Origin of the sequence: Nitrospira sp., assembly GCA_015709715.1 — a bacterium.
Classification (GTDB): Bacteria; Nitrospirota; Nitrospiria; order Nitrospirales; family Nitrospiraceae; genus Nitrospira_A.
In genome coordinates this window covers 2414475-2429552 of the sequence record CP054184.1, presented here as the reverse complement: position 1 = coordinate 2429552, position 15078 = coordinate 2414475, and the positions used below count along the sequence as shown (strand labels likewise).

Here is a 15078-nt window from a genome sequence, read left to right as displayed (position 1 = left end):
GCTTTCCTATGAACAGATCCCTCGTTGCGCTTGCCTGCCTCTGCCTCCTGCTGTTGACCCTATCGGCTTGCGGCGGGCGCGGGCTCAATCGGCAACTCCTTCAGCAAGCTTTCCACGACCATCCGGATGTGGTCACCAATCAAGACATCGCCGCCACCCTCGCGCTGCAACCGCAGTTGACGACACCCTATCGCCTGGCCGTCTATTTCAAGCCGCGTGAGTTTCCGACCACGCCCTCCTTGCGACGCGCGGATTGGGTCAGTGCCGACGCCGACCGCCTGATCCGGGCGCTGGCCCCCGTCACGGAAGAAGGGATCGTGCGAGAGAGCTTCGTCCTGGCCGATTCGACGGTGCAGGGCACGACGTTTCGCGACCTTCGCCTGGCGGCTGCCCGGTATCATGCCGATGCCCTGCTGGTCATCGATGGAGCTTCGGCCGTCGAGCGCTATAACAACGGCCATGCCGCCTGGTACGCCACCGGCGTGGGCCTGTACCTGGCCCACGGCACGGAAAGTCACGCGCTCTTCATGATGGAAGGCACGCTCTGGGACGTGCGAACGGGCTACCTCTACGGCACCCAAACGGCGGAAGGGGAGACCACACTCATCGGCCCGGCCCCCTCGCTGGAAGACCGGGACGCGATCGCTGAGGCCAAAGATGTGGCCTTGGAGCGGTTCGGGCGTGAAGTCGCAGAGATGGTGCGATTGGTGAGGGAGAAGCAACGGGCCGCCGACTAGGGGCCGTCAAACACCCAGAGGAGCCCCAGCAGCAACAGATGCTGATTCGGCGTCAGGCTGATCACCCCCGGTTGAATCTCACCCCGTCGAAAAAATCCGCCTCCGGCACCGGTCGATTCGTCCCAGCGATGTTCCAACCGCACGATCGTCTGTGTGCCTTTGTAAGGAATTCGGTATTCCACGGTTGAGGTGACCGCCTTCACGAATTGCTCCGACCCCGTCCAGCGTCCGTTCCGATCCCAGTAGAACTCGGGCCGAACGGCCAAGGCCCAGGGACCGGAGACATGCCACCGCGCAACGATGTTACCGCCCATGACGAAGGCCCTGGGGTGCCCGGGACGATCGACGATGTTCTCTGTCCCGATGTCGTAAGTGGCCGCGAGGGTTACATCGTCGCTTTTCCACTCGACGATGTTGTTCGCATACACGCGCCAGAACTGGAGGGCCGTATTCGTCTGATCCGGGCCGCCGTAGACCGTCTGAGTCAGCGTGAGGCGAGGCGTGGCCCTATATGACCATTGCCCGCCATAGGACGGTTGATCGTTGGTATAGGCCAAGTGAAAATAGCGGTTGATGACAAAGGCCGCGACAGTGAGCCGATCGGTGACGGGATACTTGGCATTCACGCCGAACATCATGTACGGCGTATTGTCGGCCAGCCAAGACCGGGTATAGGCCACGTTGTCCTTGGCATAGAGCGACTCATACCCGATCAGACTGTTAAAGAGCCCCGCGGTGACCATGAGGCCCCTGCCGACCGGGGCGAGATACGACACATTCGCGCGGTGAATGTGCCGCAGGGTATCGGCGCCGTCGACCTCGCGCTCACCCGGCAGAAACGCGAACCGTTCCGAGTCGTACCCGCCTTGTACCCCGAACTCCATGCCCCAGTGAGAAGCCTCCGTCGCCTCCTTACGGACAGAAACTAAGGCCATGTTCGGCGCAAACTCATTGTGCCGCGAGGCCGTCGAGCGGTTCCGCCACAGATGGTTCTCGGGGAAGTTGAAATTCACGACATACCCGACATCGAGATAGGCGCCGTAATGCCAGAGGCTGGTCGGAACCGGTGTCGACTCCGAGGGGCTTGCCCCTGGCTGCAGTGAGGCCTCGATTGTCTGAGATGGGGGTTCCACCGCACCAGCGGGGACCGTCATCGTCGCGCCGAGGACCAAGACACAGAGGAGGTATCGTCCCATCTCTCTCAACTCCGACACCAATCTGTTCACGAGATGGACTTTACACTGTGCCGTATCAAGACGGGATAAAGATTACAGAACAGAGCAGCGAAGTGGCGACTCATCCGTGGAACAGTCATTCCGTCCGCAAGCGATACCCCACCCCCAGTTCCGTGACAAGATAGCGGGGCTGTGCGGGGTCGGGCTCGATCTTTTGACGCAACTGCCGCATGTACACTCTGAGATACTGCCCTTCCTCCACATGTAAAGGGCCCCACACCTCCTTCAGAAGTTGCCGATGCGTGATGACCTTGCCGGCGTAGCGAATGAGCGTCGTGAGCAGCTTGTATTCGATCGGGGTCAAGTGGATCTCGCTGTCTGAGACGAAGACCTGCCGCCGTCCGAGATCCACGCGGATGTTGCCCACCGTAAAGACCGAGGAGGCCGCCTCCGATTCAGGACGTGCGGCATGGCGAAGGGCGGTGCGCATTCGCGCCAGCAGCTCGTTGATTCCAAACGGCTTCGTCACATAGTCGTCGGCCCCAAGATCGAGTGCCGCCACCTTCACCTCTTCCTGGTCTCGCGCGGACAGCACGATAATCGGCGTCGAGGTCCACTGCCGCAACGCGTGAATCACTTCACTCCCGTCTAGATCCGGAAGGCCGAGATCTAAGAGAATCAGATCGGGGTTTCTTGCCTTCGCCTCGATCAGCCCCTCCTTCGCGGTGGACGATTCATACAGCCTCAATCCATGCGCCGGCAGCGAGGTCCGCAGGAACCGTCTGATCTCCGGCTCATCTTCGATCAGCAGTATCGAAGCTTCTTGGGTCATAGGATTGGAGCGGGTCGATGGGGATCAGCCCGAGCCTAGGCGGAGCGAGCCCCACTCGACTCGGGATACGCGGTGGGCTGTCGCTCGATCAACGGAATCGTAAAGCGAAACAAGGCTCCCTGTCCCGCTCGGTTCTCCGCCCAAATGCGGCCGCCGTGCGCCTCGATGATGCCTCGGCAAATCGTCAATCCCAGCCCCACGCCGCCTTCCCGGTCCGGCTGGAGCCGATAAAACTTCTCGAAGACCCGCCCCTCTTCCCCCGGCGGCAGGCCCGGTCCCCGATCGGCAACCTCCACCACCATTTCCCGATCCCCGGCCAAGGCCGATAGCTCGATGGCCGTGCCAGCCGGCGCATACTTGAGAGCGTTTTCGACCAGATTGATCACCACCTGTTCCAACAACACACCGTCGACGTTGACGAGGGGAAGGTCGGGCGGAATGTTCGTGTGGAGGACATGGTTGCGCAAGCGGCTCTCCAACCGCCCCAATGCGGCCCCGACCACTTCCTCAAGGGGGTGCCATTCCTTCTTGAGCTGTACCGCTCCAGCTTCCAGCCGCATCATCTCCAAGAGATTCCGGAGGAGGCGATCAAGTCGGCCCGATTCTTCATAAATGGAACGCGCAAGCTCCCGCTTTGAGGCGACATCGAGCCGGCCCGAGTCGTCCAACAGGCTGCTCGCCGCGCCGGTAATGGCGGCCAATGGCGTCCGCAGGTCGTGAGAGACAGAGCTGAGTATGGCATTTCGCATACGCTCCGTTTCCGCCTGTACATGCGCGCGTTGCGCCTCCTCCGACAGCTTCGTGCGTTCGATCGCGAGCGCTGTTTGATTGATGAGAGATTCGAGCAGGTGGAGTTGCTCTGGGTCGAGAAGAAGATGGGACTGGGCCGGGCGTACAGCTACCACTCCGATCGCACCCGTCGAGCCGACCAGCGGCAGGTACAACGCACTGGATCCCGGCAGCGTATCGGTCCCAAGACCGGCTCGTTCGCTGTGATCGAAGACCCACTGCACGATTCCCATTTCCTTGGGATCGAACTCGAAGAATAACTGCTCACCTCGCTGCAATTGCAAGCGCTGCTCGGCATCGGCCAGAAACATGGCAACCTGGCTGTCGAAAACGTCGCGCAGGTGCTTGGCCGCAACGTTGGCCAACATCGCAGCTTCGCGATGGGTTGCAAGATCGCGACTCATGGCGTAGAGCACGCCGGTTCGCCGTTCACGGTACCGCGCCATCTCCGCCTGGCGGCCGATCCGCACCGCCAGATTGCTGATCACCAAGGCCACGACCAACATGACGGCAAAGGTGAGGAGGTATTCGATATCCGAGACGGCAAATGAGAAGTAGGGAGGGACGAAAAAGAAATCGAACGTCGCGACGCTCAGCACCGAGCCCAGCACCGAGGGGCCACGCCCGCAGCGAACCGCCACAAATACCACGCCAAGCAGATACACCATGATCAGGTTCGCGGAGCCGAAATAGGGAAACATCGCCCACGCCACGACCGTGGAGAGCGTCACACCGAGGCCGGCAAATCCATATTTCGACCAGTCGCTGGTGGGCTGCAGCGTCCGCCTCACCAGCGGTCGACCTTCGCCCGCCTCTCCGGTGATGACATAGATGTCGATGTCGCCGCTGCGCCGGACGAGGTCCGACACGACGGAACCGAACATCCATTCCTTCCACCAGGCACGCACCGGTTTGCCGACAATGATCTTCGTGACATTCCGACTTCGCGCGAAGGTCAGCAGCTCCTGTGGGACTTGATCGCCGGTCAGCGTGATCGTCTCGGCGCCGAGCTTCTCAGCCAGACGCAGGGTTTCCACCACGCGCGTTCGTTCAGCTTCCGACAACGTGAGATGACGAGGCGTTTGGACGTAGACGGCAAGCCACTTAGCATGCAGGCCGGCCGCCATTTGACGCGCCGCCCTCACCAGCCTCGGCCCGCGCGGTTTCAAATTGACGCAGACCATGATCGTCTCGGCAGCCGGCCAGGTCTGCACCACCGCGTGGTCGCGACGATAGGTTTCCATCTGCTGGTCGACGCGTTCGGCAGTTCGGCGCAGGGCGAGCTCGCGCAACGCAAGCAAATTGCCCTTCGCAAAAAAATTCTGGATGGCGTGCTGCACCTGTTCCGGCACATAGACCTTGCCGTCTTTCAACCGCTGGAGCAGATCATCGGGAGGAAGATCGATCAATTCCACGTCATCCGCCCGTTCGAGCACCGAATCGGGGACGGTTTCGCGCACCCGCACACCCGTGATCTGCGCGACCACGTCGTTCAAACTCTCTAGGTGCTGCACGTTGACCGTGGTGTAGACCGTGATGCCGACGCTCAGCAGTTCCTGCACGTCTTGCCAACGTTTGGCATGCCGCAAGCCAGGCGCGTTCGTATGGGCCAGCTCATCGATGAGAATGATGCTCGGGTGTCGGGCAAGGGCGGCGTCTAAATCGAACTCCTGAAGAGTCTTCCCATGGTACTCGACGGACCGAGACGGCAAGAGTTCGAGTCCGTTCACCAAAGCCATAGTGTCGGCGCGCCCGTGCGTTTCGACCACGCCGATGAGCACATCCACGCCGTCGGTCTGCTGCTCGTGGGCCGCCTGCAACATCGCATAGGTCTTACCGACTCCGGCCGTGGCCCCGAAAAAGACCTTCAGCTTTCCACGCACGCGCCCAGCTTGCTCGGCCTGCACCAGCTTGAGCAGCGCATCGGGATCGGGTCGTTGCACGTCCATATCTTACTCATCCGAGACCGTACAGAGCACGCCACCTTCTACGCGGGTAATTCTAGGAGCGAAGGAATGGGGCGTCAACGGATGCCTTCCCCGCACGAGTCTATACGGCCTCGTCGGTTTGCGACGAACAGCTACGGCAGACCGAAGATGACAAGGCAAAACCGGCAGCCATCCCAGCGCCGTAGTCGATCTCACTTCCGCATCTTATCCAACGCAAGATTCAACAAGAGAACGTTCGCCCTCGGCTCACCGAGCAATCCGAACTGGCGCCTTTCGATATGTCGGGCCACGAGCCGTTGGACATCGGCAGCATCCAGCCCTCGTGCCCTGGCCACCCTCTTGACCTGATAGGCCGCGGCGGCAGGACTGATATGGGGATCGAGTCCACTCCCTGACGCCGTTACAAGATCGACCGGGATCGGAGAGTCGTTATCCGGATCAGCTGAGCGCAAAGCCGCGATACGCGCTTTGACTGCCTCGGCAAGAGCAGGATTGGTGGGGCCGAGATTCGATCCTGATGAGGCGGCGGCGTTGTACGGAAACGGCGAGGTGGCGGATGGCCGACTCCAGAAGTATCCAGGCGCATTGAATGGCTGTCCGATCAGCTCCGAACCGATCAGCTTGCCATCCTGGACGATCAGGCTTCCATTCGCTTGATGTGGAAATAAGACCTGCGCTAAACCGGTGACCGCCAGCGGGTATACAACACCGGTCAGCACAGCCAGCGCCAGGAAAACCATCAACGCCTGTTTCAGTTGTTCCTTCATCCTCCGCCATCCTTCCCTGCCGTCTCAATGCGTCAGGGCGCTCCATAAGCGTCTCTGCTTCTCTCTCACACCTCATACGAGGCGCAACACAACCAGCAGCATGTCGATCAGCTTCATCCCGATGAATGGGACAATGACGCCTCCGAGTCCATAGATCAGCAGATGTCGCCGCAGCAGCGGAGCGGCGCCCATCGGTCGATAGCGGATGCCTTTCAATGCCAGGGGAATGAGCGCGATGATAATCAAGGCGTTGAAAATCACGGCCGAGAGGACCGCACTGTGGGGTGTCGCGAGATGCATGACGTTCAGCGCGTTCAAGGCCGGATAGGTCGTCGCGAAGGCGGCCGGGATGATGGCAAAATATTTGGCGACATCGTTTGCGATGCTGAAGGTTGTCAGCGCGCCGCGCGTCATGAGCAGTTGTTTGCCGATTTCGACGATCTCGATCAGCTTGGTCGGGTTGGAGTCCAGATCCACGAGGTTTCCCGCTTCCTTTGCGGCTTGCGTCCCGGTATTCATGGCCACCGCCACATCAGCCTGGGCCAAGGCCGGCGCGTCGTTCGTGCCGTCACCCGTCATGGCCACGAGGCGCCCGCCGGCCTGCATCTCGTGAATCAGCTTCAGCTTGGCCTCCGGGGTCGCTTCAGCGAGAAAATCATCGACGCCGGCTTCCGCCGCGACCGCCGCCGCCGTCTTCGGATTGTCTCCCGTGATCATCACGGTCTTGATTCCCATCCGCCGCAGTTCCACAAACCGTTCCTTGATACCCCCTTTGACGACGTCCTGCAGGGCGATGACTCCCAAGACCTTCGCCCCCTCCGCCACGACCAGAGGCGTCCCACCCTGTTTGGCAATCGCGTCCACCGTCGAATGGACGAGGACCGAGAACTGACCTCCTACCGCCGCCACAGAGGCTTCGATGGCTTCCGCCGATCCCTTGCGGATACGCCGACCCTCCATATCGACGCCGCTCATGCGTGTCTGCGCGGTAAATGGAATGAATGTGGCGCCCAGTTCATGGATCTCACGAGCACGCAGTCCATATTTTTCCTTGGCGAGCACGACGATGCTGCGCCCTTCCGGGGTTTCATCCGCCAGAGACGCCAACTGAGAAGCATCAGCCAAAACCCGTTCGCTGACGCCGTCAGCCGGGATGAACGCCGTGGCCTGGCGGTTACCCAACGTGATGGTGCCGGTCTTGTCGAGCAGCAGCACATCGACGTCACCGGCCGCTTCAACCGCCTTTCCCGACAGGGCGATCACATTGGCTTGCACCATGCGATCCATGCCGGCGATCCCGATAGCGGAGAGCAAGGCCCCGATCGTGGTCGGGATCAAGCAGACCAGCAGAGCAACAAGCACTGTGACCGTAACAGGCGAACCCTGGCCGGCCGCGGTGACGCTATACGAGGAGAACGGCAACAGCGTGACTACGGCCAGGAGAAACATTATCGTCAAGGCCGCCAGCAGAATATTCAAGGCGATTTCGTTCGGCGTTTTTTGGCGCGTAGCGCCTTCGACCATCGCAATCATGCGGTCGAGAAACGTATCGCCCGGGCTGGCTGTGACACAGACCAGGAGCCAATCAGAAAGGACCTTGGTGCCGCCGGTGACCGCGCTGCGATCGCCTCCGCTTTCGCGGATGACCGGGGCGCTCTCACCGGTGATCGCGCTCTCGTTCACGGACGCCACGCCCTCCACGACCTCTCCATCGCACGGAATCACGTCCCCGGCCTCGACCAGCACGATGTCCCCCTTGTTGAGCGTGCTTGCGGACACTACCACATACCTCTCACCAGGCTTGCCGACAGAGGCAGGCACGCAGATGCCATCGGCTACGCCTTCCGCGATGCCCAGTTTCTTGGCCTGCAACTCGCGGCGCGCCTCCCGTAACGAAGCGGCTTGGGCTTTGCCTCGTCCTTCCGCCATGGCTTCTGCGAAATTGGCAAACAACACGGTAAACCAAAGCCATACCGAAATGGACAAAATGAAGCCGGCAGGGGCCTCCCCCGCCCCGAGCAAAGCTTGCACGAACAACAGCGAAGTCAGCAGACTCCCCATCCACACCACAAACATCACCGGATTCCTGATCTGATGCCGAGGATCGAGCTTTCCGAACGAATCCGAGATGGCTTGCCTCACGATCGCGCCCTCGAACAAGGACCGCCCCCTGAGTTGAGATGTGTCGGTTGCCATTTCTGTATCTCCCGCCTGCTTTCTTCCTTTCATCTGATCATCAGTAAGTGTTCGACGACCGGGCCGAGTGCCATCGCCGGCACGAACGTCAGGGCGCCGACCAAGATGACGACGCCCATTAGGAGTACTGCGAACAAAGGCGTATGAGTGGGCAGTGTGCCAGGACCGGCAGGAACGAGATTCTTTCGCGCCAAGGCACCGGCCAATGCGAGTGTTGGAATCGCGAGCCAAAATCGGCTGATCAGCATCGCAATGCCGCCGGTGATGTTGTAGAAGGGCGTGTTGGCATTGAGGCCGGCAAAGGCGCTGCCGTTGTTGTTGCCCTGCGATGTGTAGGCATACAAAATCTCGCTAAAGCCGTGGGCGCCCGGATTCGACACCGAGGAGGTGCCAGCCGTGAGCCCGACCGCGAGCGCCGTCATTCCCAGAACCACCATCGGCATGATCAGGATCAGCAAGGCGGCCATTTTCATTTCGTAAGGCTCTATTTTCTTTCCCAGATATTCCGGTGTTCGTCCGACCATCAGCCCCGCGACGAAGACCGCGATGATCGCAAAGACGATCATGCCGTAAAGGCCGGAACCCACTCCGCCGAACACCACTTCGCCGAACTGCATGAGGAACAGCGGCACCAGCCCGCCGAGAGGCGTATAGGAATCGTGCATCGAGTTCACGGAACCGTTGGAGGCAGCGGTCGTGGCAGCCGACCACAGGACTGAGTTGGCGATGCCGAAACGTGTTTCCTTCCCTTCCATGTTCCCACCGGCTTGACCGGGATGCGCCTCCTGATTCACGCCAACCACGGCCAACAGGGGATTGCCGCTCTGTTCAGCCCACAGTCCGATCGGGACGAAACAGAGCAGCAGAATCATCATTGTGGCCAGCAATGCCCAGCCTTGGCGGGTATCGCCGACCAACAGCCCGAACGTGTAACACAGCGCCGCCGGGATCATGAGCATGGAAAGGAGTTCGAGCAGATTCGACCAGGGGGTGGGATTCTCATAGGGATGCGCCGAGTTCACGTTGAAGAACCCTCCGCCGTTCGTACCCAATTGTTTGATCGCGACCTGCGAGGCTGCGGGCCCTATCGCGAGCACCTGTTCGGCTGCCGTGGCAGATTCGGTTTTCGGCTTTCCCTGGGCATCTAACACCGGCCGACCGTTTTCATCCATCACCGGCCTGTCATAACTGACCGGCTGTTGCAGCGTTGCCGTAGGGGATGGGCTGATGGTCTGGACGACTCCCTGCGATACCAACAGCAGGGACAGCAGCAGGGCCAGCGGCAGGAGAATGTATAACGTGGTGCGGATGAGGTTGGTCCAAAAGTTTCCAAGCGTGGTGGCACTCCGTCGAGTGAGGCCTCGAATCAACGCCACGAGGACGGCCATGCCGGTTGCCGCGGAGACAAAATTCTGAACCGTCAAGCCGAGCATCTGCGTAAAGTGGCTCAGCGTCGTTTCCCCGCTATAGGCTTGCCAGTTGGTATTCGTGGCAAAGCTGGCCGCCGTATTGAAGGCGAGATCTGGCGAGGCAGCCTGCAATCCAGCCGGATTGAGGGGGAGGTAGGTTTGCAGTCGTTGCATTCCGTAGAGGAGCAGCATGCCGACCGCATTGAACCAGAGCATCGCGGTCGCGTAGCCCTTCCAATCCATTTCTTCCGAGGGCCGGATAGCGCACACTCGATACAGGGCTCGCTCCAGTGGAGCCAGAAGAGGATCTAGTCCGCAAGGCTTATTCTCGTAGACTCGAGCCATATACCAACCCAGGGGCTTCACCAAAGCAAGCAGCAAGACGATCAAGAGGCCGATCTGCAACCACGCATTGATCGTCATCAGAACCACTCCGGTTTTAGCAAGGCGACCATGAGATAAATCAGTACACCCACCGACAGCACCGTCGCCAGCACATCCATCGCGTTCACGTGCCCCCTACGGACGATCCAAGGCCCGAATGAGCCAGCTGGACAGGATGAAGAATCCGATGGTGATGGAGATGTACAGGACATCCATGGCGTCTCCGATCTGGTTTCGATCAGGCTGCGGGTCTGTACCGACATTTCCAGGCTATCAAACCCAATGTAAAAACGGCGTAAAAACCTGGACGCTGCCAGCCCTCCTTCCCGTGAAGACATCCCCCTCAGACTGGATCGTGGCCGGGCAGGATCGAAGCCGAACCGGTGGAAGAATGGAAATAGAAAAACGCAGGAGGCGGCGGCGCACGAGGGTCATTGGTGGGGCGGGAGGTTCTCTCCTCGCAGGTCGGACAACGCCGCGAGGATCTCCGCCGGTTTAGGCGGGCAACCGGGAATACGCACATCCACAGGCAGGTGCCGGTCCACCGGACCGGTGACCGCATAACTGCCCTTGAAGACTCCGCAAGTCAGCGCGCAATCCCCCAGGGCGATCACAAGCTTGGGATCAGGGGTCGCCTTGTAGACTTCCTTCAGCGGCCGCTCCATGTTCACGGTCACAGGACCAGTGACGACCAGCGCGTCGGCGTGGCGCGGTGAAGCGGCGATGTGTACCCCGAATCGCTCCACGTCATAGATCGGATTGATCAACGCGTTCAGCTCCATCTCACAGGCGTTGCAGGACCCGGTATCCACCGCGCGAATCGTGAGAGAACGCCGGAAAGGCTTGGCCTTTTCGATCGCCTCAGGGCTGACCGGCTCCAGAGCGTGATCCGCCTCTGGATGCCGGCCCGTCACGACGCCGGTCGCGAGGCTCTTAGCAATGATCCGAAACATGGGTCCTCCATCACACAGAGCGGCCGAGCCGCCTGCTTTCCGTCACTCTCTCGTCACAAGTCATTCCCGGCGTATGACAAATTGAAACTTTTGTTGATCAACGGAAAATCCGGCACGATGTTCCCCACCGCCGCCCACTGGATGGCCGGCCAATTCACGAACGAGGGATCACGCACTTTGCAGCGATGAATGCGCCCCTCTGCACCGGCCATGACCATATAGAGGATCTCCCCTCGCCAGCCTTCCGTGGCGGCGAGCGCCCAGTCGCCCGGCTGGGGGTCACGCGTCGAAAGCGCGACCAGCGGACCTTGCGGCAGGCGGCGACGAATCTCACGCACGAGGCGTATCGACTCATGTACCTCATCCAACCGCACCCTCATTCGCGCCCGCACATCGCCGTACCGGTACAGCGCCACTTTCGGTTGAAGCTGATCGTAGGCGGCAAACGGACGATCACGCCGCACATCGCGATTGATGCCGGAGGCGCGCCCCACGACGCCGACCGCCGCATGATCCCAGGCGACCCGCTCGGTCAGGACTCCCGTATGCTCCAGCCGTTCCGTCAACGAGGCGTTTGCGAACAGAATCTTCTCTACACCGCTGAACTCCTGCTCCAGCCGATCGAGTTCCGACTCCACCTGCAGGAGCTGCGCATTCGGCACGTCGATCGCCACCCCACCGACGCAGAGGACGCCGCGAAGGAACCGCGACCCGCTCACCCGCTCGTTGAGTTGCATGAGCTGTTCCTTCAGGCGCCCGCAATGGGCATGGGCCAAGGCATAGGCGGTATCGTTGCAAATCGCCCCCACATCCCCGATATGGTTGTGCAGCCGTTCCAGTTCGAGAAACAGGCTCCGCAAATAACGGACCCGGTCCGACACCTCGATCCCACACAATTCTTCAACGGCCTGACAATAGGCCAGGCTGTGGCCCACGGTCGTATCACCGGACACCCGTTCAGAGAGGGGCACCGCCTCCATGAGACCCTGCTGCTCAAATAGTTTTTCCACCCCGCGGTGTTTCCAGAAATGACGCAGCTCGAGCTGCATGATCGGTTCCCCCGCGACGGAGAAACGGAAATGGCCCGGCTCGATGATACCGGCGTGAATCGGGCCCACAGGGACTTCAAAGACCCCTTCGCCCTGAATTCTTCGAAAGGCATATTGCCCCTGTACCCGCGCCACGACTCGATCCCAGGGAAAGTCCTTCCTCAAGGGATGACAGCCCTTCGGCCAGTGCTCGTGGCGGACGAGTCGCCGCATGTCGGGATGCCCGACCGGAATCAGGCCGAAGAGATCACGGATTTCTCGCTCGTACCATTTCGCCGCATGCAGGTGCGGTGTCACCGACGGGAATTCCCGTTCATCGCTTCGCAGATCAGTGGTCAGCAAGAGCCACTCCTTCCGCTCTGCGAGTGTGAACAGATAACAGAGCTCATACCGCGCCTCGCGCGGCCGGTGATCGATCGCCCACAACAACGAGAGCGAGCCCCGTAGAGCGGGCTGCTGGTGCACGAAATGGACGACGATCGGCAGGTCCTGTGTGCGCAGTCGGACCAGCGGCACACCCTGCTGCATCCGCACATCCAGAATGGCCTGCGGAAACGTCCCTTGGAGCTGCTCGACGATCGGACAGGATTCGCTCATCCCCTCACCTCAACAGCACCACCTGGACCGCCCCGCTCAAGAGGGCCTGGATCGGGCCCGGCAACACGAACCCCAGCCCCAGCAAGGCTGCCACCATGATCACCACCGGCACGTGGCCGACCGTCCAGGGTTCCCCCTGCGTGAGCCGCGCGGGAGGAATTCCCCAGACCATGGCACCGATGCGCGACATGAAGCCCCCGAATAGGACGACGGCCGACAGCAGGAAAAGCGCGACAATGCCGAGGCTCCGCATCTCGTCGGAGATTGTGACGGTGACGAAGCGCCCGACCTGCATCGTATCGGAAGCAAAGTCCTGCGCCGCCAACGACGACACCACCAGAAGTTCGCTCACGAACGGTGAAAAGGGCGGGAGTCCCACCAGGGCGCAACCGGCTGCCATCAGCGCCACGGCCGTGATGGGTTGCGCGCGGATCAGGCCACGCACGTCGTCGATCTCCAAGGTCTCGCACCGTCGATGGATGTTGCCGGCAACGAAGAAGGCGAGCGCCTTGGCCAGCGCATGATTCAAAAGGTGGAACAGCCCGCCGAACGTGCCGACCGAGCCGCCGACGCCGAACCCGATCATCGCCAGTCCCATGTGTTCGATGCTCGAATAGGCGAAGAGGCGCTTGTAGTTGTGTTGGATCAACACAAACAGGGTGGCCACGAGGAATGACAGGAGCCCGAAGGTCAGCAGGAGGTTGCCGGTAAACGTCGGCGGCAAGGCCTGATCCACCAGCGCCTTGCTGCGCAGTAACGTGTACACCGCCACCGTCTCCAACACACCGGCCAACATCGCCGCGATCGGAGCCGGCGCCTCGCTATAGGCCTCCGGCAGCCACGTATGCATCGGAACCAGCCCCACCTTCGTGCCATAGCCGACCAGCACGAAGATAAAGGCGAGCTTGAGCACGTTCGGATCCAATTGGTTCGCCACCTGCCTCAAGGCGGTGATGTTCAAGGCGGACCCGACGTCGCCCAGGACGCGGACCGACGAGTAATAGGTCAACACGACGCCGAACAGGGCGAGGGCGATACCGACTGAGCAGAGAATCAGATACTTCCAGCCCGCCTCCAGCGATTCCCGGCGACGGAAAAAGGCGATGAGAAACGTCGTGGCCAGCGTCGTCCCTTCCAGCGCCACCCACTGCACGCCCAGGCTGTTCGCCACCGTTGCCGCGACCATGGCGAAGAGAAACATGTGGAAGAGAAAAAAGAAGAGGCTCAACCGCTTCGCCGCAATCACCCCGCGAGCCACCTGGTCGTCCATGTAGGACCACATGTAGAGCGAACAAGACAGTCCAATGGTCGTAATGATGACGAGAATGAAATCCGACAACGCATCCACATACACGAGGTCCCCCAGCGTCGTGACCGATCCCTGCGCCAGGACCTGCCTGGTCAGGAGCGTTTCCGCGACGGCCAAGGCCGCCATCGTCAAGAAATTCACCAAGTGCAGGACACGCGCACGCCGGATGACCAGACTCAGCAACCCGGCCGCCACCGGCCCGGCCAGCAGCACCATCACCGGCCACATGCGGCACAACCTCCCCGTCTGTCCATCCTGTCGCCCTTCATTCCTTCAACACCGTCAGCGTACTGGTATCGATGCTATCGAACGCGTCCTGGAGCCGGTGCGTATAGATCCCCACGATCAGCCCCGCGACCAACACATCGAAGAAGACCCCCAGTTCGACGATCAGCGGCATGCCGTAGGCGGCCGCCGTCGCCCCCAGAAACACGCCGTTCTCCATGACCAGAAAACCCACCATTTGCGTCACCGCCTTCATCCGCGCGATCATGGTGAAGAATCCGATCATGATGATGGCGAGGGCAATGGCCAGGGAGTCGCGCGTCAACAGGTAGCCCAGGGGGATGATGGGCTGGGTGATGAAGAAGGCGACGATCACGAGGCCTCCGCAGATCAGCAGGCCCGCCGGCACGTTGACGTTCATCACCAACTCTCGCGAGACGTTCAGGCGTTCGATGACCCGTTTCAAAATGCGCGGCAAGATCACCACCTTGATGACGATGGTCAGGACCGCGGCCAGGTAAATGTGTGTGTGCCCGGTCAGAAAGGCCACCAGCGCCGCGGTCGCCGCAAGGAACAGGGACTGCAGCGCGAACAGGTCGACGCAGGCCGACAACCGCCGTTGCGCCACGATGGCGAAGCAGCAGAGCAACAACAGCACCGAGCACAGATCGACGAGTTGCGAGCCCAGATGGGTCGAGAGCGGCACC

At 60.9% G+C, this 15078-nt stretch carries 12 protein-coding genes; 1 reads left to right on the top strand and 11 read right to left on the bottom strand.

Annotated features, from left to right (window positions below; all coding sequences use genetic code 11):
• Positions 1–8: 8 nt before the first annotated feature.
• Positions 9–737, top strand: a complete 729-nt coding sequence (locus HRU82_11700) for a hypothetical protein (protein QOJ35564.1) — start codon at positions 9–11, stop codon at positions 735–737.
• Here the strand turns inward: HRU82_11700 and HRU82_11695 are convergent.
• The 11 genes from HRU82_11695 to HRU82_11645 all read right to left on the bottom strand — a co-directional run bounded on the left by HRU82_11695 (position 734) and on the right by HRU82_11645 (position 15077).
• Positions 734–1933: a porin gene (locus HRU82_11695; protein QOJ35563.1), complete on the bottom strand. Its 1200-nt coding sequence runs from the start codon at positions 1931–1933 to the stop codon at positions 734–736. The two genes, HRU82_11700 and HRU82_11695, sit on opposite strands and share 4 nt — an antisense overlap.
• A 115-nt stretch (positions 1934–2048) precedes the next feature.
• Complete coding sequence (locus HRU82_11690; protein QOJ35562.1) at positions 2049–2744, bottom strand: response regulator; 696 nt, start codon at positions 2742–2744, stop codon at positions 2049–2051.
• 35 nt (positions 2745–2779) lie between these two features.
• The gene (locus HRU82_11685; GenBank protein ID QOJ35561.1) at positions 2780–5482 is read right to left on the bottom strand and encodes a sensor histidine kinase KdpD; all 2703 of its coding nucleotides are present in this window, start codon (positions 5480–5482) and stop codon (positions 2780–2782) included.
• Positions 5483–5673: 191 nt separating this feature from the next.
• Positions 5674–6249, bottom strand: a complete 576-nt coding sequence (kdpC, locus tag HRU82_11680) for a potassium-transporting ATPase subunit KdpC (protein ID QOJ35560.1) — start codon at positions 6247–6249, stop codon at positions 5674–5676.
• A gap of 72 nt (positions 6250–6321) precedes the next feature.
• Complete coding sequence (kdpB, locus tag HRU82_11675) at positions 6322–8445, bottom strand: potassium-transporting ATPase subunit KdpB (GenBank protein ID QOJ35559.1); 2124 nt, start codon at positions 8443–8445, stop codon at positions 6322–6324.
• Between the two features lie 29 nt (positions 8446–8474).
• Positions 8475–10277: a potassium-transporting ATPase subunit KdpA gene (gene kdpA / locus HRU82_11670; GenBank protein ID QOJ35558.1), complete on the bottom strand. Its 1803-nt coding sequence runs from the start codon at positions 10275–10277 to the stop codon at positions 8475–8477.
• Positions 10277–10366, bottom strand: a complete 90-nt coding sequence (gene kdpF, locus HRU82_11665; GenBank protein QOJ35557.1) for a K(+)-transporting ATPase subunit F — start codon at positions 10364–10366, stop codon at positions 10277–10279. Before kdpF ends, kdpA begins: the two co-directional genes overlap by 1 nt.
• A 303-nt stretch (positions 10367–10669) precedes the next feature.
• Positions 10670–11191 carry an NADH-quinone oxidoreductase subunit B family protein gene (locus HRU82_11660; GenBank protein QOJ35556.1) on the bottom strand — a complete coding sequence of 174 codons (522 nt, stop codon included), beginning with the start codon at positions 11189–11191 and terminating at the stop codon, positions 10670–10672.
• A gap of 53 nt (positions 11192–11244) precedes the next feature.
• Positions 11245–12837: an NADH-quinone oxidoreductase subunit C gene (locus tag HRU82_11655; GenBank protein QOJ35555.1), complete on the bottom strand. Its 1593-nt coding sequence runs from the start codon at positions 12835–12837 to the stop codon at positions 11245–11247.
• Between the two features lie 4 nt (positions 12838–12841).
• Positions 12842–14374 carry a hydrogenase 4 subunit F gene (locus HRU82_11650; protein ID QOJ35554.1) on the bottom strand — a complete coding sequence of 511 codons (1533 nt, stop codon included), beginning with the start codon at positions 14372–14374 and terminating at the stop codon, positions 12842–12844.
• Between the two features lie 37 nt (positions 14375–14411).
• A complete protein-coding gene (locus HRU82_11645) occupies positions 14412–15077 on the bottom strand; it encodes a hydrogenase (GenBank protein ID QOJ35553.1) in 666 nt (221 codons plus the stop codon).
• Between the last annotated feature and the right edge of the window lies 1 nt (position 15078).